Here is a 22,277-nt window from a genome sequence, read left to right on the forward strand (position 1 = left end):
GTGGCGAGGACCCGCCGGGCCTCCCAGGGCGGGGTCAGGGGCGCCAGCCGTAGCGGCGTTCGGGCCGGCCGGCGGCTCCGTACCGCAGGGACACCTCGGCGCGGCCGGTGTCGTGGAAGTGTTCGAGGTAGCGGCGGGCGCTGACCCGGGAGATGCCGGTCCGGGCCGCGCACTCGGCGGCGGACAGCGTTCCCTCGGCGCCGCACAGGGTGCGTTCGATCAGCCCCGCGGTCTCCACGCTCATGCCCTTCGGCAGCGCGACACTCGATGTCGGCAGGCCGGCCCCGGTCAGGACCCGGTCCACGTCGGCCTGGCCCCTGACGACCGTGGTGAGCAGGCTGTTGCGCTGGGCGGCGTACCGTTCGAGGCGGGGCCGCAGGTCCTCGAAGTCGAACGGCTTCAGCAGGTAGTTGACCACGCCCTGGCGGACGGAGCGGCGGACCGCCTCGGCCTCGCGCGAGGCGCTGATCACCATGACGTCGCAGTCGTGCCCGGCGGTCCGCAGGCGCGGGATGACGTCCAGGCCGAACATGTCCGGAAGGTAGAGGTCGAGCAGGACCAGGTCGGGGCGGAGCCGGCCGACGGCCGTGATCGCCTGCTCGCCGGTGTTCGCCGTGCCGACGACCCGGAAGGGCTCGACGCGGTCGACGAAGGTCCGGTGGACGCTCGCCACCATGAAGTCGTCGTCGACGACCAGGACGTCGATCATCTGGAGGCCCCTTCCACGGCCGTGCCGGCCAGGTTGCCGACGGACATCCTCGCGGTGAACATGGCGCCGTAGGACGTGTTGGTCACGGCGACCTCGCCGCCGCGGCGCTCGCAGACGAGCCGGGTGAGCGCCAGCCCGATGCCGCGCTCCCCTTCCTGGGCGGCCTTCGTGGTGAAGCCGTGCGAGAAGACCTCCTGGGCGAGTTCGGGCGCCACGCCGGGGCCCGAGTCGCGCACCACGATCTCCACGCTGGAGGCGTCCTGCCGCAGTTCGACCTCCACCCAGGCGTCGTGGCCGTCGTCGCCCGCCGCCGCGGCGTCGACGGCGTTGTCGACGAGGTTGCCGATGACCGTCGCCACGTCCACCGAGTCCTCCGGTGCCAGCCGGTCGAGCGCCGTGTGCTCCGAGACGCGCAGGACGACCTTGCGTTCGGCCGCGAGCGAGGACTTCGCCATCAGCAGGGCGCCGACGGCCATGTCGCGGACCCGTGTGGTCAGGGTCGTGTCGAGCGACTGGCGGTGCCGGTTGAGCGCGCGGACGTACCGCACCACCTCGTCGTGCCTGCCGATCTGGATCAGTCCGGAGATCGTGTGGAGCTGGTTGGCGAACTCGTGGGCCTGTGCGCGCAGCAGCTCGGCGGAGCTGCGGAACGATCCGATCTCGCGTTCCAGCTGCGCCAGCTCGGTGCGGTCCCGCAAGGTCGTGACCGAGCCGAGCCGGCGGCCGTCCTTGGTGACGGTCATCCGGTTCATCACCAGCACCCGGTTGCGGCGGATGACGACTTCGTCGCGCCGCTCGGCCGTCTCACCGGGTGATCCGGCGAGCACGTCGTGCAGCCGGCCCTCGATCCGGAGGTCGGCCAGGCTCATCCCCACGCAGTGCTCGGGCAGATCGAGCAACCGCCTGCCGACCTCGTTGACCAGGGTGAGCCGCAGTTGCGGGTCGAGGGCGATCACGCCTTCCGCGATCCCGTACAGCATGGCCTCGCGGTGCTCGGCGAGGCCCGCGATCTCGCGTGGCTCCAGGCCGAGGGTCTGGCGTTTGGTCCGCCGGGCCAGCAGCCACGATCCGATCAGGCCGAGGCCGCCCGCGATGCCGAGGTAGGCGAGCAGGTACGAGGACGCGCCGCCGAGGCGCTGCCAGGCCGTCGGGGACGCCTCACCGATCATGACCGTGCCGAGATGCCGGCCGAGGCCGGGCTGGGTCGCTTTGATCACCGGCACCTGGGCCACCAGCTGGTGGGCGCCGTCCAGGACCAGCTCGCCCGACCAGCCGCGGGCCTCGGCGACGCCGGGGCCGAGCGAGAGCCCCGTACCGATCATCGTGGGGTTGGTGGAGCTGACGATCCTGCCGCCGCTGTCGGCGACCGTCACGGAGGTGACGCCCGACTGGGTCAGCGTGGTCTGGACGAGCGGGGCGAGCGTCTCGCCCGGCGCCGGCCGGGTGAGCTGGCTGGAGACCAGGGGCATGCCGGCCAGCTGCTCGGCCAGCGCGGTGACCCGGTGTCCTTCGACCCGGTTGAAGGTCGCTTCCGACTGGGCCAGCGAGAGGGCGGCGACCGCCAGCACCACGACGACGACGATGGCGAGCTGGAGCACCAGCAGTTCGCCCGCGAGGGTATGGCGGCGAAAAGTTACGACCACAATGAACTCAATCTTCAGTTCTGACACAACGCAGACGTGCTAGTTGCCGAGTCGCACAATCATGGCGTCCGGCTGTCGGAAGTGAAAGGGACAAACCATGAGAACTCGAAGAACTGCTGTCGTCAGCGCCCTGGCCGCCCTCTCCATGCTCACGGTGGGGGCCTGCGGCGCCACCGCGGAGAAGGAGACGACGGGCAAGAGCGACGAGCCCGTCACCGGTCTGCGGATCATGGTTCCCAACACCCCGGGCAGCGGGTACGACACCACGGCGCGGACGGCGGCCAAGGTGATGGAGGACACCAAGATCGCCTCCGGTATCCAGGTGTTCAACCTCCCGGGCGCCGGCGGCACGGTCGGTCTGCAGCGCACCGTGAACGAGAAGGGCAACGGCAAGCTGGCCATGCAGATGGGGCTGGGGGTCGTCGGCGCCTCGTACGCCTCGAAGTCGAAGGCGACGCTCTCGCAGACCACGCCGATCGCCAAGCTGATGGAGGAGGCGGGCGCGATCGTCGTGCCCAAGGACTCCCCGTACAAGACGATCAACGATCTCGTCACCGCCTGGAAGGCGAACCCCAAGGCCATCGCCGTCGGGGGCGGCTCGTCGCCCGGCGGACCGGACCACCTCCTCCCGATGCAGCTCGCCAAGACGGTCGGCATCGACCCGAAGCAGGTCAACTACGTCGGCTACGACGGCGGCGGCGAGCTGCTCCCGGCGATCCTCGGCAACAAGATCGCCTTCGGTGCCAGCGGTTTCGGTGAGTTCCTCGACCAGATCCAGGCGGGTCAGGTGCGGGTGCTCGCGGTGACCAGCGAGAAGCCGGTCGAGGCCCTCAAGGACGCCCCGACGCTGAAGTCCGCGGGCATCAACCTGGTCTTCACCAACTGGCGCGGGGTCGTCGCCCCGCCCGGCATCAGCGACGCCGACAGGAAGGTCTGGACCGACGCGCTGACCGCGATGCACGAGTCCAAGGAGTGGAAGGCCGAGCTGGCCAAGCACGGCTGGACCGACGCGTTCATGACGGGCGGTGAGTTCACCACCTACCTGGCGGTGCAGGACAAGGCCGTCGCCGACATCCTCACAGAGCTCGGCCTGGCATGAGCCTGGACGTCACCGAGCACACCGACTCGGATTCCCGCCGGGCCTCCGGCGGGGACCGCGCACAGTACGGCGTGTGCGCGTTCCTCGCCCTGCTGGGTGTGCTGGTGATCGTCGACGCCACCGGGATCGCACACTCCATGAACAGTGCCGACCCGGTCGGGCCGCGCACCGTACCGGTGCTCCTCGGCGCACTGCTCCTCGTGATCGCCCTGGCGTACACCGTCGACGTCGCGCGGGGCGGCCGGGCCGAACCGGAGGCCGGCGAGGACATCGACCTGACGAACGCGATCGACTGGCGCACCGTGCTGCTGCTGATCGGCGCGGTCGTCGTCAACGCGGTCCTGATCGAGCCCCTCGGCTGGGTGATCAGCGGGGCCCTCCTGTTCTGGGGAACGGCCTTCGCCCTGGGCAACCGGCACTACCTGCGCAACCTGGTGATCGCGGTGGCGCTGTCGCTGATCACCTTCTACGCCTTCGCGATCGGCCTCGGCGTCAATCTCCCGGCCGGCGTGCTGCAAGGAATCCTGTGATGGACAACCTGAACCATTTGCTTGAGGGGTTCGCGCACGTCGTCACCCCGATGAACCTTCTGCTCGCGCTGATCGGCGTCACGATCGGCACGGCGGTCGGAGTCCTGCCCGGCATCGGCCCGGCCATGACCGTGGCCCTGCTGCTGCCGGTGACGTACGGGATGGAGCCGACCCAGGCGTTCATCATGTTCGCCGGCATCTTCTACGGAGGCATGTACGGCGGCTCCACCACCTCGATCCTGCTGAACACCCCCGGCGAGTCGTCCTCGGTGGTCACGGCCATCGAGGGCAACAAGATGGCCAAGGCCGGGCGGGCGGCGCAGGCGCTCGCCACGGCGGCGATCGGCTCCTTCGTCGCCGGGACGATCGGCACGCTGCTGCTGGTGTTCGTCGCCCCGCTCGTGGTGGAGTTCGCGGTCGCCCTGGGCGCACCGGACTACTTCGCGATCATGCTGCTGTCCTTCGTCGCCGTCACCGCGGTGCTCGGCTCGTCGCGCATCCGCGGGTTCGCCTCGCTCCTCGTCGGCCTGGTAATCGGCATCGTCGGGATCGACTCGGTCTCCGGCCAGCAGCGGCTCACCTTCGGCGTCCCCCAGCTCGCCGACGGCATCGACGTGGTGGTGGTCGCCGTCGGCATCTTCGCCGTCGGCGAGGCCCTCTGGGTGGCGGCGCACCTGCGGCGCAAGCCCGCCGGGGTGATTCCCGTCGGCGTGCCGTGGATGGGCCGCGAGGACTGGAAGCGGTCCTGGAAGCCCTGGCTGCGCGGCACCCTCTTCGGTTTCCCCTTCGGTGCCATGCCGGCCGGTGGCGCGGAGATCCCGACGTTCCTGTCGTACGCCACGGAGAAGAAGCTGAGCAAGCACCCCGAGCAGTTCGGGAAGGGTGCGATCGAGGGAGTCGCCGGCCCGGAGGCGGCGAACAACGCGTCCGCGGCGGGCACCCTGGTACCGATGCTCGCCATCGGGCTGCCGACGAACGCGACCGCCGCGGTGATGCTCGCGGCATTCCAGTCGCACGGCATCCAGCCCGGCCCGCTGCTGTTCGAGCGCGAGTCGGAGCTCGTCTGGGCGCTGATCGCCAGCCTGTTCATCGGCAATCTGCTGCTGCTCCTGCTGAACCTGCCGCTCGCGCCGGCCTGGGCCAGGCTGCTGCGGATACCGCGCCCCTATCTGTACGCGGGGATCGTGTTCTTCGCGTCGATGGGTGCCTACGCGGTCAACGCCCAGCCCTTGGACCTGTTCCTCCTCCTGACGGTGGGGCTGATCGGTTTCGGAATGCGGAGATTCGGGCTGCCGGTGCTGCCGCTGATCGTCGGCGTCATCCTGGGCCCCCGCGCGGAACTCCAGGGCCGGCGCTCGCTCCAGTTGTCGGGCGGCGAACTGTCCGGTCTGCTGGGCGGACCGGTGTCCTATGTGATCTACACGGTGATCGTGCTCGTACTGGCCTGGCCGCTGGTCCGCCGGTACGTCATGCGTCCGCTCGCCGCTCGACGGGCCTGAAAGGGGCAGTCATGACGGTACTGGTTGGATACGTGCCCTCGCCGGAAGGGGAGGCGGCCCTGCGCGCGGGGGTCGAGGAGGCCCGCACCCGGGGCGAGAACCTGCTGGTCGTGAACACCTCCCGGGGCGACGCGTACGTCGACCGCGGTTTCGCGGAGCAGAAGGACCTCGACCTCGTCCGACGGGACCTGACCGAGCTGGGTGTCGACTTCGACATCCACCAGGTGGTCGGCGGGCGCGACGCCTCCGAGGAGATCGTCGAGCTGGCGGGATCGTCCGAGGTCTCCCTGGTGGTGATCGGGCTGAGGCGCCGCAGCGCGGTCGGCAAGCTCATCATGGGATCGTCGGCGCAGCGGATTCTCCTGGACTCGCCGTGTCCGGTCCTCGCGGTGAAAGCGGATTCCTGACCGCTCCGCTCCGTCACCCCGGGGTACGTCGTGGCCGCGGGCGTCCGGGGGGGGCGGGCTCCGGCGCGGCATCGGCCATGACCGTCGCGGAGGCGTTCGGTCATGGCCCGAGCCGTACCCGCGCCTCCGTTCCGTACCCGTACGTCCGCGCCTCCGCCGTTCGGCGTTCGACGGCCGCCTTGAGGAGCGCGCCGGACGGACCCCCTCAGACGATCCCGGCCAGCGACTCGATCGCCAGCCGGGCCCACTCCTGCGCTCCCACCGCCGTACCGGCCACCACTCCGGCCGCGACCGGCCCCAGGGCCCCGTCCAGCCTGCCGAGCGCGCGCCGGAGCCTGCCCTCTTCGGGGGCGTCCGGGCCGGTCACCGCCCCGAGCACGTCCCTTGCCGCGGACTCGACCTCCTCGCGCTCCGCAGCGGCGAGACCGGCCTCGGGCAGCTCCTGGAGGAAACGGGTGACCAGCGAGGAGAGTTCCTCGTACGCCGGGGCGACAGCACTGTTGTGCCGCTGGTTCTGGGTGACCGTCTCGTTGTTCCAGGCGAACTGGTTGCCCGTGACGGGGCCGTGGAAGACCGGACCGTCGTAGTGGTGGGTGTTCTGCGGATCGCTCATGGGGGAGGACCCTCCTTGTTCGTCTGCTGCTGGATGCTCCGGCTGTTGTTCCACGCCAGTTGGACACCGTGGGACACGGCGTTGAAGACCGGCCCGTGGTAGTGGTTGACGGTGGTCGGCGCGGTACCGGCCGGTTCCGTCACCTTCCTGACGATCCGCAGCTCCGTGCGCAGCCTCGTCAGGTCGAAGCGGTCGTTGTGCACCACTGCCACGCCCCGCGTTCCTTCCACGGAGCAGTTCACCAGCCGACCGGTGCACTCGTCGGCGAGAGCCGCGCCCGCTGACGCGCAGTCGGTGAAGGTGGCGTCCGTGACGTCCAGGTAGGCGGAGCCCGCCCCGCAGAGCCCCAGTCCCTCCGAACCGGTCACGGTGAGGTTGCGCGCCACGAGTCGCGCTCTGCCGACCGCGACGGCCCCGCCGGTGCTCACGGCCTTGGCGTCGCAGTCGTGCACCAGCAGCTGGGCCTCCTCGGCGGCGCAGAAGGCCACCGCCCCGTGCTCGGCCGCCACGCGTGTCAGCTTCATCCAGGCCTGGCCGGAGGCGGTCGCCGCGGCCATGTCGAAGCCGCTGAACCGCGCTCCGGTGACCTCGACCGTGGTGCCCGCGCCGCCCTGGGCCTCCAGGCCCGACGGGCAGCGCTCCACCAGGACGTTCTCGAACTCGGCCCTCGACCCGTCGAGGACCCGCAGCGCGGTACCCACCAGATCCCTGACCTCGATCCGGGTGAAGCGTCCCCTGGCGGCCTCGGTGACGGCGATGCCGACCTTGCCCCGCGAGATGCGGCAGCCGTGGACCTCGGGGGCGCCTCCCCGGGTCGAGAACACCGCGACATTGCCCGCGTCGACGACCTCGCACTCCTCGAACCTGCCGCGGCCCGCGCTGTGGACGTTGATACCGGTGTCGCGGCACCGGGTCAGCACACAGCCGCGCACCACCGGGTCGGCGCCGCTCACCACCACGATCCCGTGCTGTGCGTCGACGACGTGCGTGCTGTCCACGGACCCCCGGGACTGTTCGCTGAACATGATGGCGTCCTCGTGCACGGCGCTGATCACGCAGCCGGTCACGGTCAGTTCCGCCTGCGTGTCCGCCACGATGGCCGCCTGGCCGGTGCGGGTCAGCTCGCACCCGGTGACCTGGGCCCGTGCGCCGCTGACCCGGATGCCGTGGATCATGCTGCCGTCGATCCGGCTGTCCCGGACCGAGATCCGGGCGCCCTCGATCGCCGCGATCGCGTTGTCGGTGGCATCGGTGAACCGGCACCGTTCCACGAGCCCGTGGGAGCCGCGGAAGAGGGTCCTGCCATGGAGGACCGTGCTGTCCAGCAGTGTCACGGAGGTGTTCGGTCCCGCGTGCACGCTCACGCCGTTGTGCGCCTGGATCTCGCAGCGCTCCAGCGTGAGCGCTCCCGCACGGCAGGACACGACATCGGCGTCGCGGCCGGTGAACACCAGCCCGTGGACGCGGACCGCTCCAAGAGCGTCGAGCACGGCCCCGCTGAGCGGGCCCACCACCACGGACCCCGGATCGCCGGCCGCGACCAGCTCGACCTCGCCCCGGACCGTGAGCGTCTCCTCGTAACGACCGGGCGCGATCTCGATCCGTGCCGCCCCGCCCCGCTGAGCGGCGGCGGCGAGCGCGGACGCGATGCCGGGATGGGCCCGGCGGCCACCGTAGGGCGAGACGACGTACTTCCTGACCATTCGCCCCCGCCCCCCTTGCGGCCGCCCCGGAGCTGCCGATGCTACCGGAGCACGGCCTCGCTTCCCGGGCTTCACCGGGCCCCGCGCGGTCCGCCCGGGTGGTGGCTATGCTGCGGCGCATGGACATCGTGATCCCGCTCTTCGACCACTTCGAGCCGCTCGACGCGATCGGACCGTACGAAATCCTCGCGTACGTGCCCGGTGCCACCGTACGGTTCGTCACGGCCGAACCCGGGCTGGTGCAGGACGCGTTGGGCTCCCTGCCGGTGCACGTCCCGACCAGGTACTCCGAGGTGGAACGTTGCGACGTCCTGCTGATCCCGGGCGGGGGCAGCTTCCGGACCATGGCCGACGACCCCGGTTTCCTCGACTGGGTACGCCAGATCCACGCCGGCACCCGCTTCACCACCTCGGTCTGCACCGGCTCCCTGGTACTCGGCGCGGCCGGCCTGCTGGACGGCCTGACCGCCACCACCCACTGGAACGCGGCTGCCGAACTGGAGTCGTACGGCGCCCTCTACACCCCCGAGCGGGTGGTCCGGCACGACCGGGTGATCACCTCGGCCGGGGTCTCCTCCGGCATCGACATGGCCGTCCGGCTGGCCGCCCTGCTCACCGACGAGGTGACCGCCCAGGCGATCCAGCTCTACACCGAGTACGACCCGCAACCCCCCTTCGACACCGGCTCGGTGGCCAAGGCCCCGCCCGAGGTCCTCGCACGGGCCCACACCCTGGCCTAGCACAAGGCCGACGGGCCGACCGACCCCACCGATCCGGGCACCACCCACATCACCGAGGCCGACCTGAACACCGGCGCCTCGGAGCGGCGCCTCACCCGGGCGCGACGGGTCCCGGCGGCTACCGGCCCCGGCACTGCTCCGGGTCCGGGTCCGGGTCCGGGTCCGGGTCCGGGTCCGGGGAAGGCGAGCGCACCGGCGGCTCGGGGCACACCGGGCCGCCGGGCGATGGCCTCGCGGCGCGGCGGACCGGCAGTTGTTCGAGCAGGGGCAGGTCGAACCAGACCCGCTTGCCCCGGCCGATCACCGCGGCCCCATGGGCGAGGGACAGACGCTTGACCAGGAACATGCCGCGTCCGTTCACATGGTCCGGCCCGGCCGTACGCAGGCGCGGCAAGACCTTCGAGTCGTCGTACACCTCGATCCGGAGCCGCCGCCGGCCGGGAATGACCCGAATGTGGATGGTGACCGTCTTCCTCTCCTTCTCCTTCTCCCTCTTCCTCTCCTTCTTCCTGTCCCTCCTCCTCTTCCTCTCCTTCTTCCTCTTCCTCTCCCTCTTCTTCTTGGCCGGGTGGCACACCGCGTTGTTCACCAGCTCGGAGGTGAGCAGGATGAGGACGTCCCCGGTGTCATCGTCCAGGTGGAGATCCCAACCGGCGATCTGGACGCGGACCCGGCTGCGGACGTACGAGACGGAAATTTCGGTTCGGGGCACGGAGAAGACAGACCAATACACGTCCATGGCGAGAAACCCTTCGGCACTGGACTGAGTCGGCGGTGACCGCCGCCGCGGGGAGAAACGTCATCGGCCCGGAAAGCCGCTCTCGGGGTCGGCACAGACCTCGAAACGGCGGGTTCGCCCGCGTGGCCAACCGGTTCCACGCCGAGGTCGGATTCAAGCTGAAGTACGACGAACCAGCGGGTCTCCCACAGGTCGTCAGCACACCGCCCGATGGCCGCCGTCGTCCTGTCCGAGCCATCGCGGCCGATCCAGCGGGGCAACTCAAGTGGGGGCGGAAGGAACTCCCGCCGGGACTTCCGCGCGGCCGGAACCCCGACCCGTCCGGCGGGCGGGCCGTCACCCGGCCCGCTGCGGCCGAGCCGGCCCGGCACCACCGGATGGGCCGGAAGCCGACGCCTCAGCAACGGGTGGGAGCTGAACTTGCCTCGCGCGACGGAATACCTGATCCTCTACTGATCCGCGAGATCGAAGCCGACCTTTCCTCTCCCGATCCGAACTCCGACGCAGACTCCGCTGCCGGCTCACGCGGCCACGCGATTCCTTACCGTCCCCGCTTCTGCGGGGGTGTTCCACTGCCCAGGCAAACCCGCTATCAAAGGGGTATCTGGTCCCCGCTTCTGCGGGGATTGTGCACCATCGGACCGAAGCCGTCGGCGCATTTCCTCGTGAAGTGCGCCGACAGCTTCTGCCGGGCCCGTGAGGTGACGGCCTGGAGTGCGCTTCGGTGTTCATGGGGGTGGGGGGTTCTGCGGTAACGGTTGCAGCCGGCCCGGTGGGATAAGAGGCCGTTGACGACAGGGGGTTCCCGGATTCCGGTGCGGCCATGGAGCATGGTTCCCCGAGGCGGAGTCCATTATCTCGCGGAGGGATGGTATTACAGGGGAGAAATGGGCAAGGGCCAGGTTTCATGGGTTCCTTCCGGATGTACCGGTGAAGCGTGAGTACTGGGCAGACTTGTGACCGTGGCCCGCGTCCTGACCCCAGTTTCACTACGCTGCCGGGCCAGTTATAGAGCACTTCACAGAATCATGTCGGACTGTTTCGGCCGATTCCTGGCTTGCTTCTACTGGAGTTACCGATGGAACCCCACTCCGACTACCAGATACCGGGGCGAGAGGCCGGGCGCAGCGCGGCGCTCCGCAAGGTCCCCCGTGGTCACGAATTCTGATACCTTATGCGTCTGATCTGCGGTTTCGTCGTTCGCGTAACAGCCTCCCTCTTCCGCCCTCACCCTCCCTGACCCCTGTGCTACCGGGTGTGCCTGGGCAGATTTAAGGAAGTCCGACCCTTCGCTTTCACTCTTCGTAATTGGCTGAACATCGCGCCGGGACCTGCCCGGCGGCTGTTCGCCGGGCAGGTCCGCAGCAGCAAAGTGAGGGCCGCCTCCCGGTCACCCGTCCCGTTCCCCAGCGGTGTCGGGCGAGGGTGGTCAGGTGTCGGTGGCGTCGTTGGTCAAGCGGTCACGCCTTGCTTCCCTGGGACGTGGACACGGCCTTGTCCTTCTCCTTGTCCTTGGGCTTCACCTTGCCGTGCGTGGTGCAGCGGGGGTCGGTGCCGCGGTCCGGGCAGTTGTTGCCGGGGGTGTCGGAGGTGATGGTGTTGTCGAGTCTCAGGTTGCCGAAGGGGCGGGCGTTGGTGGTGACGGTGAAGGTGATGGTCGCGCTCTGGCCGGGGGCGAGGGCGCCGGACCATTCCAGGACGGGTTCGCTGTAGGCGACGGTGCCACGGGTGGCGGTGGCGTCGTCGTTGTAGACGGCGTCGTCGAGGAGGTCGGTGAGGTCGTCGGTGAAGCGCGCGGGGGTGACGTCGGTGAACGCGGTGGTGCCGTTGTTGGTGACGGTGACCGTGTAGCCGACGGTGGCACCGGCCTGGACCGTGACGGGCCCGTGCTGCTTCTTGACGATGGTCAGACCGGGGGTGCCGGTGACCGTCGTGGTGATGGTGCTGGTGTTGTTGCCGGGGACCGGGTCGGGTTCCTTGCCGGTGACTCTGGCCGTGTTCTCGACGGTGGTCGCGCCGGGCGCGGCGTTGCCGGTGACGGTGAGGGTGGTGCTCGCGCCGTTGGCGAGCGGACCGCCGGTACAGGTGAGGACGCCGGCGCCGATGCCGCAGCCGGGCGTGGATGTCGCCGCGCCGGTCACTCCGGCGGGGATGGTGTCGGTGAGCGTCCAGCCGGTGGAGTCCTGGGGGCCGTTGTTGGTGATCTCGATCGAGTAGGTGATCTCACCGCCGGGGGCGACGGTGGCCGGTCCGGTCTTCACGACGGCGAGGTCGACGGTGCGGGTGACGGTGGTGGTGAAGGTGCTGGTGTCGTTGTCGGGGTTGGGGTCGGGGTCGTTGCCCCGGACCGTGGCGGTGTTGACGATGGTGGTCGCGGCGTCGGCCGCCGTGCCGGTCAGGGTGACGGGCGCGGAGGCTCCGACGGCGAGGGGTCCGCCGGTGCAGGAGAGGCTTCCGCCGGTGATCGTGCAGCCCGCGGTGGTGGTCGCGGCGTTCGTCAGCCCGGCGGGGACCGCGTCGTTCAGGGTCCAGCCGGAGGACGGGTTCGGGCCGTTGTTGGTGACCTGGATCGTGTACGAGACGTTCCCGCCCGGCAGCACCGTCGTCGGCCCCGTCTTCGTGACACCGAGGTCCACGGGATCGGCGAAGCAGGACGTGGCGTCCACCGATCGCGACATCGCCGGCGCGGTCTGGGAGGAGAGCACCGTGAATTCGGGCGTGGCCGGGTCGGTGACGGCGACCCGGTAGATCAGGCCGTTGTTGTCGAAGAACCCGAGGTCGCCGTTGCCGTAGGTGAAGGCGCCGCCGAATCCGATGGTGGAGGCGGGGATGACACCGGGGTAGGTGGTGACGGTCCCGGTCACCGGGTCGATGCGGGTGATGTCGCCCGAGATCGAGGTGCCCCAGAGGTAGCCGCCGCTGTAGGCGAAGTCGATCACCGTGTTGAGGGGCTGGCTCAGCGTGATCGTCGTGAACGTCTTCGCGGTGACGTCGATCTTCTGGAGCAGAGTGTCCGAACCATTGGCGACGTAGTAGTTCCCGGCGGTGTCGAAGGTCCCGGAGGCGTAGGTGCCCGCGCCGGCCGTGGGAGTCGGAAGCCCCAGGGTTCCCAGGTCGGTCACCGCGCCGGCGTCGTCGATCCGCAGCAGGTTCCAGCCCGGCGCCTCGGTCTTGATCGCGTAGGAGTACCGGTCGACCGGGTTGACCCCGATCGCGTTGTAGTGGACCGTCGCCGACCCCACCGGAGCGAAGGAGATCGCCCCCGGGCCCGTCGCCCCCTCGAACAACTGGCTGGCATCGGCCCCCGCGATCAGCAGGATGTCACCCGCACAGCCGAACGGGGCCCGCGCCCGCGCCGTGGCCTCGGCCGTCGGCACCACCGCCGCGGCCGGTGCGCTCGTACCGGCCGCCACGGTCAGCACGGTCAGCGCGGAACACGCCCACGTGCGTGCCAGGAGTCTTCGCATACGAATACGCCTTTCTGCTCAGAAAGGGGGAGCACCCGAGCGGAGCCGACCGCATCCCGGCCGGAGAGACCGCGCGCCGACCGTTCGGCCAGGCGCTCCATCACTTTGTGGGACAAGACGACAACACGCGTACCGGCCGGAACGCTTACCGTGCCGACGGACTCCCCCGGGTTCACCCTCACGGTCCAGACTCCCGCCCCGAGGGCACTCCTCCCGGGACCAGACGCCCCGTCAGCCACAGAGCTCTACGCCCGGCACATCCGCCGAACGGGCCGCCGCACCATGACGTGCATCGTCGCGACGGTGCGCGTACTGCCTCCGGCCGGACGCACCATCCGTACAGCACCGCCCGGTGGCCGCTCGGGGACAGTTCGCCCGCCCGGGTCAGCCGGACCGCCTCCGAGGGCGGGGTGATCCGGGCGATGTCGCGGATCACCGTGGAGACGTGACCGTGCAGGGCCACGTGCTCCACGGCCGACCCGGCCTCTACGGGGCTACGGGCGTACGAACGCGTAGCCGTAGGGCGGCTCGGCCTTGGCCCGGCCGGCCCGCCGGGCCTTGACGGTCGCTTCGCGGTTGCGGCGCCGGGCGGCGCGCGGCTCCGTCCGAGCACCCCACCAGGTCCGGTGGCGGGAAGCGGTTCCCGTCGTCCTCGCAAGGCGGAGGGGCGCCCGTAGTACCGGATGCACTTGGGTGCCCCGACAACACGGCGAGGTGCCGCACCGGACGCCGCGGGGCAGCGCTCAGCCGTTGTCCCCGGTGTTCACCTCCAGCACGCAGTGCCGCAGTTCGTAACTGCCGATGGGATCGATGAAGCCGATCGTCGGCGGGCTCGCCATCCGTATCCCGGGCAGGGCGAACAGCAGGCTGAGGAAGACGTCCGTCTCCAGGAGCGCGATGTGGAGCCCCGGGCATTTGTGGGGGCCGTCGCCGAAGGCCAGCCCAGGCGTCCCGGCGTCCTTCATGGCGCGTCCCGGGCGCAGACAGCGCGGCCGTGCCCCGACGGTTCGTTCGTCGACGTTGGTGTGATCGACCAGGATGTCGATCCGGTCGCCGACCGGGACGGTGAGATACCCGCCGTCGGCGCCGGGCAGGTCGAGCGGTTCGGTGGTACGACGGCTGAGGCGGCCCACGACCGGTTCGAGCCGCAGGATCTCGCCGAGGACCGCGAGCCTGCCCGGCTCGTCCGCTGCCCGGTAGTGCGCCAGCAGATCGGCGTCGGAGAACAGGTGCCAGGCCGCCGCGCTGATGAATTCGCGGGTGGTGACCATGCCCGCCGCCGCGAAGGTGAGGCACTCTCCGAGGATCTCGGTGGTCGAACAGCCGTCGTCGATGAGGTGGGAGATGAGATCGTCCCGCCGGGTGCGGCGGCGGGCCCGGACGGCGGGGCGTACGTCGCCGACGTACATCCGTAACCAGTTGGCGTTCTGCCGCAGTGTCCAGTAGATGCCGTGCGGACTCGTCAGCCCCGGCGTGCCGAAGCGCTCCGGGAAGAAGCGCTCCAGCCGTTGCTTGATGCCGGGCCTGCTGTCCGTCAGGCCGATGACCGCGCAGGCCACCCCGATCGCGAGATCGAAGCTGAGGTCGGACAGCCGGGCCCGGCCGTCGGCCCGGAGCCGGTCGATCTGGGCCTGCGCGACGTGGGCCATGACCTCGCGGTAGTGCTCGTCGACGCGGCGCGGGGTGAAGAACCGTGCGGTCTGGCGGCGGTGTTCGCGATGCTCGGGACCGTCCCGGTAGAGCACGGGCCGCCGGATGTGTTTCGGCAGCTTCGACACCATCTCGACCCCGAGCCCGGCCTGCACGGTGGACGTGCTGCGGAGCACGGCGCGTGCCTCGTCGTACCCACGCACCTCCCACACCCCGTCACCGGCCCGCGCGACGGGACACTCCGACGCCGTCCCGCCGCGCTCGATCCTGCGGAATCCGTACCCTCTGTCCGACCCGGCCTCCGCCGGGTCACCGCTGTCACGGAACTCGTCTGGTTCTCCGCCCACGAGCGGCACCTCCCTCTCTCCCTGACCGTGCCGGGCCTTCGCGCACCCGGACTTCCCTCCCCGGCTGACGGCACACTCCCGCCGATCACGGGGCGGTGCGGTGTGGTGTGCCGTGCCGTGCCGGGTGACTCCTTCCCGCTGCGACGCCACGGGAAGCGGGTGTCAGCGTCGGGGGGCGGACGGTGAGCCGGCGGGTACGGGGTCACCGTGCCGTCCCGGCTGGAGCGTTGCTCAGCGAGGGGGCTGTCGCCTTGGGTCTTGTCACCGAGCGGGACTGCCACGTCGATGCGCTCCTCGGAGGAGCGCCGTCCGGGAAATCGGGCGGCCGTCTGCGCTGTCCCGCCCGACCGCTCCGCCTGCCGTGTCGCGCCAGTGCCTCCGGCGTTCCGGCCCGGGCGCGGCAACTCGGCCCGCAGGGAGCGTGGTGGGGCATCTGCGCGAAGGTCACGCCCTCGGCCTGGCCGCGCCCGTCGGACTCGCCGCAGTGGTACGCGGCCTCGTCAGCCCGGCAGCAGGCGTGACACAAGGGTGCGCGTCCACTCGGGGGTGAGGGGCAGGTCGGTGAATACGGCCCGGTAGTAGAGGGGGGCGAGGACGGCGTCCGTGGCGTGTTCGAGGGTCGGGGGCCGCCCTCCCCTCGCCCGTTCCCGTTCGAGGACGGCTTCGAGCTGCCGCTGGCGCTCTCCGCGGCACACGGCGGCGCCTTGTTCTCCGCCCGTACCGATGGTGGCGCGGACCAGGGCGAGGGTGTCCGGGTCGCAGAGGTCCTTGGCGAGGTCGTGCGCGTAGCGTTCCAGGTCGCTACGGAGGCTGCCGGTGTCGGGGACCACGATGTCGCCGGAGAAGCGGCTGGTCGTGACATCGGCGAGCAGTTCGGCGACGGTGCCCCATCGGCGGTAGACGGTGGTGGCGTGCACGCCGGCGCGAGCGGCGATGACGGGGATCGTCGGTGGTTCGCCCGCCTCGTCGGCGACCAGTTCCCTCACGGCCCGGTGGACGGCCGCGCGGACTCGGGCGGAGCGGCCCCCCGGCCGGCTCACGGCCCCTGGGGCGGGGGAAACGGTGGTGGACACCTCCCCAGTATCGCACTGATCACTGCACCAATAATGCAGTGATCGCTGCGTTTGTGTTAGCGTGCAGACACTAACGCACAGATCACTGCGAGATTCTATGTCTACTGACTCGGCTGTATCCGCCGCACCGTCCGGCGCCGGCACGGGACGCGTACTGCGCGGGGCCGCCTTCCCCAGCGTGGCCGGTGTCTTCGTCGTCTTCCTCGCCGCCTCCAGCGTGCCGTCCCCGCTCTACCCGGTCTACCAGCAGCAATGGCACTTCTCCGCGTGGGTGCTGACCGTCGTCTTCGCCCTGTACGTGGTCGGCCTGCTGGGCTCGCTGCTCGTCGTCGGGGCGCTGTCGGACCACATCGGCCGCCGGCCGGTACTGGCCGCGGCGATCGCACTGGAGACGGTCGCGCTCGTCCTGTTCCTCACCGCCGGGAACGTGGTCGCCCTGGCCGCCGCCCGAGTGCTGCAAGGAATCGCCACCGGGGCGGCGACGACCACCCTGAGCGCCACCCTCGTCGACCTCGAACCGTCGCACGCCCGTGGCCGCGCGGGCGTCGTGACCTCGGTGGCACCCCTGACCGGGCTCGCCCTCGGCGCTCTGGGCTCCGGTGTGCTGGTGGAGTTCGGCCCCGCCCCGACCCGGCTGGTCTACGCCCTGCTGCTCGGCGCCATGCTGGTGGCGGGGGCGCTCACCGCTTTTCTGCCGGAGACCTCCCCGCGCCGGCCGGGAGCCGTCGCCTCCCTGCGCCCACGGGTCGCGCTCCCCGCGCACCTGCGCGCGGACATCGTCCCGGTGGTCCCGACGATGATCGCCAGTTGGGCGCTGGCCGGGCTGTTCCTCTCCCTCGGCCCGTCCGTCGCGGCCCAACTGCTGGGGCTGCGGAGCCACCTGGCCGGCGGCATCGTCGTGACACTGCTGGCGGGCACTGGGGCACTGACGGTCGCCGTGCTCCGCTCCCGTTCCGCGTCCTCGCTGCTGGCTCCCTCGTCCGCCCTGCTCGGGCTCGGCGTCCTGACCGCGCTCGCCGGCATCATGGCGGACCTCGTCTGGCTCGCCGCCGGTGGCACCGTCGTCGCGGGGGCCGGCCTCGGCGCCTCGGTGCTGGCGGCGTTCGGCACCTTCGCCACCATCGCCAGGCCGCACGAGCGCAGCGCGGTCTTCGCCTCCGTGAACATCATCAACTACCTCGGCAACAGTGTGCCGGCCGTGCTCGGCGGTATCGCCGTCACCGCCCTGGGGCTGCGGACCGCCACCGAGATCTACGCCCTGGCGATCGTGGTGATCGTCTCCGCCGCCTTCCTCCTGCGGCTGAACCAGATACGGGTGCGGCGCCGCCCCGCCCCGGCTACGGGCGGGTGAGGCACCCGCCCACAACGACCGCCGCAACCCTCCTCGCTCAAGACCGGCACGGAACCCTTCGCGCGAAAGAAGGAAACACCATGACGACCGCGGACAGCGGAACCATCAAGAGCCTCGTCGCCCATCGCCCGCACCACACGACGATCCGCTATACGGCCGTCGGCCCGACCGACGGGCCGGCCCTGGTCCTCATCCACGGCTGGGCCTGCGACCGCGGCGACTTCGACGCGGTCATCGGCCATCTGCCCGACGGCCACCGGGTCCTCGCGGTCGACCTCGCCGAGCACGGCGAGTCCCGGTCGGCGCGAGAGGTGTGGACCATGGAGGAATTCGCTCGCGACGTGGCCACCGTACTGGAGGCCGAGGCCGTGACCACGGCCGTCGTGGCCGGCCACTCCCTCGGCGCGGCAGTGGCCGTCGAAGTCGGCCGACTGCTCCCCGGCACCGTCTCGCACGTGATCGCGCTCGACGGGCTGCACTACCTTTCCCTGTTCCCGGCGCAGCGCGAGGAACAGGCCGACGCCCTGCTGAGCGCGTTCCGCGGCGACTTCGCCGCGGCGGTGCGCGGCCTCGTCGAAGGAGGATCGCCGGCCGGGACCGACCCGGCCCTCGCCGACGCCTACTTCGAGAAGATGTCCGCGGTGCGACAGCCCGCGGGCCTGCGCGCCATGGAGGGCCTGGTGCGCTGGGACATGGACGCGGCGCTGCGCGGGACGACGCAGCCGATCACCGTATTCGCGATACGTGACCTGGTGACACAGGAGGCGATCGACCGCTACGGGAACCGCCTCGACATCGTCCTCGTCGACCTGGGCACCCACCACTTCCCGGTGGAGGCCCCCGAAGCCACGGCGGGGCTTCTGGCCGCCGTCAGGAGCTGACGAGGCACGGCGGTCCGGTCTGCCGGGGGGGCGCTCACCCGCCACACCCGCGGCAGACCGGACCGCCGTGTGAGGGCACTCAGGAGCAGGGTGCGCGGTTCGGGCTGAGTCCAGCGGCCGAGAACCTCGGCGACATCCACGCGTCCCTGGCCCCTCCCGGCGCCACAGCCCCGGTGCCCGCCGCCGTCACCGCGGTACGGCTTCGACGGCGGCTCCTACCCCCGGTACGTCTCCAGCAGCCGCAGCCAGACTTCGCTGATCGTGGGGAAGGCCGGGACCGCGTGCCAGAGGCGGGAGAGGGGGACTTCCGCCGTTACCGCGATCGTGGCCGCGTGCAGCAGTTCGGCGGTGCCCGGGCCGACGAAGGTGGCGCCGAGGAGGATTTCGCGGTCCAGGTCCACGATCATGCGGGCCCGGCCGCGGTAGCCGTCGGCGTACAGGCCGGCGCCCGAGACCTTGGCGAGGTCGTAGTCGACGGCGCGCACCCGGTGGCCCGCCCGTTCGGCCTCGGCCAGGGTCAGGCCCACCGCCGCGGCCTCCGGGTCGGTGAAGACGACCTGGGGGAGGGCCCGGGTGTCGGCGGTGGCCTCGTACGCGCCCCAGGGGGCGGTGTCGGTCACGGGGTCGCCGGCCGCGCGGGCGGCGATGACCGCGCCCGCGATCCGGGCCTGGTACTTGCCCTGGTGGGTGAGGAGCGCGCGGTGGTTGACGTCGCCCACCGCGTACAGCCAGTCGTGTCCGGGGACCCGGCAGCTGTCGTCGACCGCGATCCACTCCCCCGGGGCCAGCCCGACGGTCTCCAGCCCGATGTCCTCGGTGCGGGGCGCGCGGCCCGTGGCCACCAGCAGCTCGTCGCCCTCCAGGGTCTCGCCGCCCGCCAGCACGACGGTGACCGGCCCGGCCGGACCGTCCCGGACGACCGCCTCGACGGAGACACCCGTACGGACCACCGCGCCGGCCTCGCGCAGCGCGTCGGCGACCAGCTCGCCCGCGAAGGGCTCCATGCGCGGCAGCAGCCCGGAGCCGCGGACCAGGACGGTGACCTGCGAGCCGAGCGCCTGCCAGGCGGTGGCCATCTCGGCGGCCACCACCGAGCCGCCCACGATCAGCAGCCGGCCGGGCGCCTCCTGGGCGGAGGTGGCCTCGCGGCTGGTCCAGGGCCGGGCGGCGGCGATCCCGGGCAGGTCGGGGACGAGGGCCCGGGTGCCGGTGGCGACGACGACGGCGTGCCGGGCCGAGAGCACGTGGTGCTCGCCCTCGGGGCTGGTGACGGCGACCTTGCGGGTCCCGTAGAGCCTGCCGTGGCCCCGGTAGACGTGGGCGCCGGTCGAGTCGACCCAGGCGACCTGGCCGTCGTCCTTCCAGTGGCCGGTCCAGTAGTCGCGGTGCGCGAACACCGCCGCCGTGTCCAGTGGTCCCTGGACCGCCGCCGCCAGTCCGGGGACCTTGCGGGCGTCGGCCCGGGCCAGGGCCGGGCGCAGGAGGGCCTTGCTCGGCACGCAGGCCCAGTACGAGCACTCCCCGCCCAGCAGTTCGCTCTCGACCAGTGCCGTGCTCAGCCCGGCGGCCCGGGTCCGGTCGACGATGTTCTCGCCGGCCGGTCCCCCGCCGAGCACCACCACGTCGTACTCCACCGCTTCAGTCATACCGGCCAGTGTCACCGCCGGGCGGGGGCGGCGTCACGCAAGGTCAGCCCTCCGGCGTGCCGGGGTCCGCCGGTTCCTGCCGCGCGGCGGTCATCTTCGCCCGGACCTCGTCCATGTCGAGGGCGCGGGCCTGGCCGATGAGGTCGGTCAGCGCGGCCTCCGGCAGCGCGCCGGGCTGGGCGAAGAGCGCCACCTGGTCCCGGACGATCATCAGTGTCGGGATCGAGGTGACCTCGAAGGCGGCGGCCAGCTCCTGCTCGGCCTCGGTGTCCACCTTGGCGAAGACCAGGTCGGGGTGGGCGTCCGAGACCTTCTCGTAGACCGGGGCGAACTGCAGGCAGGGACGGCACCAGCCCGCCCAGAAATCGATCAGCACGAACGGGTTCTCGCTGACCGTCCGGTCGAAGTTCGCCTTGGTGAGCTCGACTGTAGCCACGGTGTCCAGACCTCCTCATTGCTCTGTCTGCTGCCTGAACGAACGAGCGGCCTCCCGCATTCCTGTTCCTGCGCCCGGCCGTGACCCGAGTCCCGCGAACCGGGTCACGGCCGGGCGGGTCCGCCCTCCGGTGGGCCGGGGAGCCTCTTCGAGGACGCTCCCTAGAACGGGTGCCCGGCGGGGGTCGTGCGGGCCGTGGTCCAGCGGAGTTCCGTGAAGGCGTCGAGGTTGGCCTCGCCGCCGAAACGGGCGCCGGTGCCGGAGGCGCCGGTACCGCCGAAGGGGGCCACCGCCTCGTCGTTGACCGTCTGGTCGTTGACGTGCGCGATCCCGGTCGGGATGCGCGCGGCCAGTTCCAGGCCGCGCGCCGCGTCCCCCGTCACGATCCCGAGGGAGAGGCCGTACGGGCCCGCCGAGGCCAGGGCCACGGCCTCGTCCTCCGTGGCGAAGGAGCGTACGGGGGCGACCGGGCCGAAGACCTCCTCCGTGTAGGCGGGGGTGTCGTCGGCGACGGCGGCCAGCACGGTCGGCCGGTAGAAGAGGTCCCGGTGGGTTCCGCCCGCGACGAGTTTGGCGCCCTGCTCGGTGCTCGCCTCCACCAGTGCGTGGACCCGCTCCAGCTGGGCGCGGTCGATCAGCGGGCCGAGGTGGACGGGTTCGCGGTACGGGTCGCCCACCGCCAGCGCCTCGGCCCGCGCGGCGAGCCGCTCCACGTACTCGTCGTACAGCGAGGCGTGCACGAGGTGACGCCCGGCGGTCATGCAGATCTGGCCCTGGTGGAAGAAGGAGCCCCAGGACGCCTGGGCGACGGCGGCCTCGACGTCGGCGTCGCGCAGGACGACGAGCGCGGAGTTGCCGCCCAGCTCCAGGTGGGCGCGGGTGAGGTGGCGGCCGGCCAGTTCGCCGACGGCCCGGCCGCTGGCCGTGGACCCGGTGAACGACACGACCCGTACCCGGGGGTCGGCGACGACGGCGGCCCCCGTCGCGGCGGAGCCGGGCAGGACGTGCAGGAGCCCGCACGGCAGACCGGCGGCGGCGAAGACGGCGGCGAGGGCGAGGCCGCCGCACACGGCGGTGCGGCGGTCCGGTTTGAGCAGCACGGAGTTGCCGAGCGCGAGGGCGGGTGCCACCGAGCGGATCGAGAGGATCAGCGGGGCGTTGAAGGGGGCCACGACCCCGACCACCCCGGCCGGTACCCGGTGGGTGAAGGAGAGCCGGGGCGCCTCGCTGGGCAGCACCTGGCCGGTGGGGCGGGAGGCCAGTGCGGCGGCCTCGTAGCACTCCTGGGCGGCGACGTGCAGTTCGAAGTCGGCCTTGCCGGGTATCGAGCCCGACTCGCGCACCAGCCACTCCCGCAGCTCGTCGGCGTGCGCGGCGAAGAGGTCCCCGGCGCGGCGCAGGACGGCCGCGCGCTCCAGGTGGGTCGCCCGTGCCCAGGAACGCTGCGCGTCCTGGGCGCGCAGGGCGGCCTCCGTGACGTCGGCGGGTGCGGCGAGGTCGATGGTGGCGAGGGTGCGGCCGGTGGCCGGTTCGACGACGGGGGCGGTACCGCCGGTGAGTGTGGGTCCGTCCTGCCAGAGCGTGGGATCGAGGAGCGGCATGGCGCGGGGCCTCCGGTGAGGATGGGCGGGTGGCGGGGGGGGCGGCAGCAGGCGTCATCGTGCCAGACGGTCGGCTCAACTTCTGTTCACTGACAGGACAGTTGGCGAATGACTCTGACTGGAAATGATCGACGGATCTCTGC

18 protein-coding genes are annotated in these 22,277 nt (G+C 71.4%); 7 read left to right on the forward strand and 11 right to left on the reverse strand.

Going from position 1 to position 22,277, the window contains the following annotated elements; genetic code table 11:
- Positions 1–34: 34 nt before the first annotated feature.
- Positions 35–709 carry a response regulator gene (locus tag ACIA5F_RS07235; protein WP_399350067.1) on the reverse strand — a complete coding sequence of 225 codons (675 nt, stop codon included), beginning with the start codon at positions 707–709 and terminating at the stop codon, positions 35–37.
- Positions 706–2,352 carry an ATP-binding protein gene (locus tag ACIA5F_RS07240; protein WP_399350069.1) on the reverse strand — a complete coding sequence of 549 codons (1,647 nt, stop codon included), beginning with the start codon at positions 2,350–2,352 and terminating at the stop codon, positions 706–708. Before ACIA5F_RS07240 ends, ACIA5F_RS07235 begins: the two co-directional genes overlap by 4 nt.
- A gap of 97 nt (positions 2,353–2,449) precedes the next feature.
- Between ACIA5F_RS07240 and ACIA5F_RS07245 the strand changes: the two genes are divergently transcribed.
- The 4 genes from ACIA5F_RS07245 to ACIA5F_RS07260 are packed head-to-tail and all read left to right on the forward strand — an operon-like array spanning position 2,450 to position 5,887.
- Complete coding sequence (locus ACIA5F_RS07245) at positions 2,450–3,451, forward strand: Bug family tripartite tricarboxylate transporter substrate binding protein (RefSeq protein WP_399350071.1); 1,002 nt, start codon at positions 2,450–2,452, stop codon at positions 3,449–3,451.
- Entirely contained in the window at positions 3,448–3,981 is a 534-nt protein-coding gene (locus tag ACIA5F_RS07250; protein ID WP_399350073.1) for a tripartite tricarboxylate transporter TctB family protein, read from the forward strand. Before ACIA5F_RS07245 ends, ACIA5F_RS07250 begins: the two co-directional genes overlap by 4 nt.
- Positions 3,981–5,480 carry a tripartite tricarboxylate transporter permease gene (locus ACIA5F_RS07255; RefSeq protein ID WP_399350075.1) on the forward strand — a complete coding sequence of 500 codons (1,500 nt, stop codon included), beginning with the start codon at positions 3,981–3,983 and terminating at the stop codon, positions 5,478–5,480. The genes ACIA5F_RS07250 and ACIA5F_RS07255 overlap by 1 nt, the downstream gene beginning before the upstream one ends.
- 11 nt (positions 5,481–5,491) lie before the next feature.
- Positions 5,492–5,887, forward strand: a complete 396-nt coding sequence (locus tag ACIA5F_RS07260; RefSeq protein WP_399350077.1) for a universal stress protein — start codon at positions 5,492–5,494, stop codon at positions 5,885–5,887.
- A gap of 205 nt (positions 5,888–6,092) precedes the next feature.
- Here ACIA5F_RS07260 and ACIA5F_RS07265 read toward each other — a convergent pair whose 3' ends face one another.
- On the reverse strand, positions 6,093–6,500 hold the full coding sequence (locus tag ACIA5F_RS07265) for a hypothetical protein (RefSeq protein WP_399350079.1): 408 nt from the start codon (positions 6,498–6,500) through the stop codon (positions 6,093–6,095).
- Entirely contained in the window at positions 6,497–8,203 is a 1,707-nt protein-coding gene (locus ACIA5F_RS07270) for a right-handed parallel beta-helix repeat-containing protein (RefSeq protein ID WP_399350081.1), read from the reverse strand. The genes ACIA5F_RS07265 and ACIA5F_RS07270 overlap by 4 nt, the downstream gene beginning before the upstream one ends.
- Positions 8,204–8,322: 119 nt before the next feature.
- On the opposite strand from ACIA5F_RS07270, the gene ACIA5F_RS07275 reads away from it, so the two are divergent.
- A complete protein-coding gene (locus ACIA5F_RS07275; RefSeq protein WP_399350083.1) occupies positions 8,323–8,943 on the forward strand; it encodes a DJ-1/PfpI family protein in 621 nt (206 codons plus the stop codon).
- A 118-nt stretch (positions 8,944–9,061) separates the two neighbouring features.
- Here the strand turns inward: ACIA5F_RS07275 and ACIA5F_RS07280 are convergent, their stop codons facing one another.
- The 4 genes from ACIA5F_RS07280 to ACIA5F_RS07295 form a co-directional block, all read right to left on the reverse strand.
- On the reverse strand, positions 9,062–9,532 hold the full coding sequence (locus ACIA5F_RS07280) for an ATP-binding protein (protein ID WP_399350085.1): 471 nt from the start codon (positions 9,530–9,532) through the stop codon (positions 9,062–9,064).
- Positions 9,533–11,142: 1,610 nt separating this feature from the next.
- Positions 11,143–13,149, reverse strand: a complete 2,007-nt coding sequence (locus ACIA5F_RS07285; protein WP_399350087.1) for a DUF6923 family protein — start codon at positions 13,147–13,149, stop codon at positions 11,143–11,145.
- Positions 13,150–13,892: 743 nt separating this feature from the next.
- Complete coding sequence (locus ACIA5F_RS07290; protein WP_399350245.1) at positions 13,893–15,065, reverse strand: cytochrome P450; 1,173 nt, start codon at positions 15,063–15,065, stop codon at positions 13,893–13,895.
- A 581-nt stretch (positions 15,066–15,646) separates the two neighbouring features.
- Positions 15,647–16,219 carry a TetR-like C-terminal domain-containing protein gene (locus ACIA5F_RS07295; protein WP_399350089.1) on the reverse strand — a complete coding sequence of 191 codons (573 nt, stop codon included), beginning with the start codon at positions 16,217–16,219 and terminating at the stop codon, positions 15,647–15,649.
- Positions 16,220–16,316: 97 nt separating this feature from the next.
- On the opposite strand from ACIA5F_RS07295, the gene ACIA5F_RS07300 reads away from it, so the two are divergent.
- Complete coding sequence (locus ACIA5F_RS07300; RefSeq protein ID WP_399350091.1) at positions 16,317–17,570, forward strand: MFS transporter; 1,254 nt, start codon at positions 16,317–16,319, stop codon at positions 17,568–17,570.
- A gap of 80 nt (positions 17,571–17,650) precedes the next feature.
- Positions 17,651–18,451 (forward strand): alpha/beta fold hydrolase, encoded by an 801-nt coding sequence (locus ACIA5F_RS07305; protein ID WP_399350093.1) that lies wholly within the window; start codon positions 17,651–17,653, stop codon positions 18,449–18,451.
- A gap of 215 nt (positions 18,452–18,666) precedes the next feature.
- Here the strand turns inward: ACIA5F_RS07305 and ACIA5F_RS07310 are convergent, their stop codons facing one another.
- From ACIA5F_RS07310 to ACIA5F_RS07320, 3 genes are all read right to left on the reverse strand, one after another.
- On the reverse strand, positions 18,667–20,097 hold the full coding sequence (locus ACIA5F_RS07310) for a dihydrolipoyl dehydrogenase family protein (RefSeq protein ID WP_399350095.1): 1,431 nt from the start codon (positions 20,095–20,097) through the stop codon (positions 18,667–18,669).
- 43 nt (positions 20,098–20,140) lie between these two features.
- Positions 20,141–20,533 carry a thioredoxin family protein gene (locus ACIA5F_RS07315; RefSeq protein ID WP_399350097.1) on the reverse strand — a complete coding sequence of 131 codons (393 nt, stop codon included), beginning with the start codon at positions 20,531–20,533 and terminating at the stop codon, positions 20,141–20,143.
- A gap of 161 nt (positions 20,534–20,694) precedes the next feature.
- Positions 20,695–22,134, reverse strand: coding sequence for an aldehyde dehydrogenase family protein (locus tag ACIA5F_RS07320; RefSeq protein ID WP_399350099.1), 1,440 nt, complete (start codon positions 22,132–22,134; stop codon positions 20,695–20,697).
- Between the last annotated feature and the right edge of the window lie 143 nt (positions 22,135–22,277).

It is taken from the genome of Streptomyces sp. NPDC051567 (assembly GCF_044454165.1).
In the GTDB taxonomy this organism is placed as follows: Bacteria; Actinomycetota; Actinomycetes; order Streptomycetales; family Streptomycetaceae; genus Streptomyces.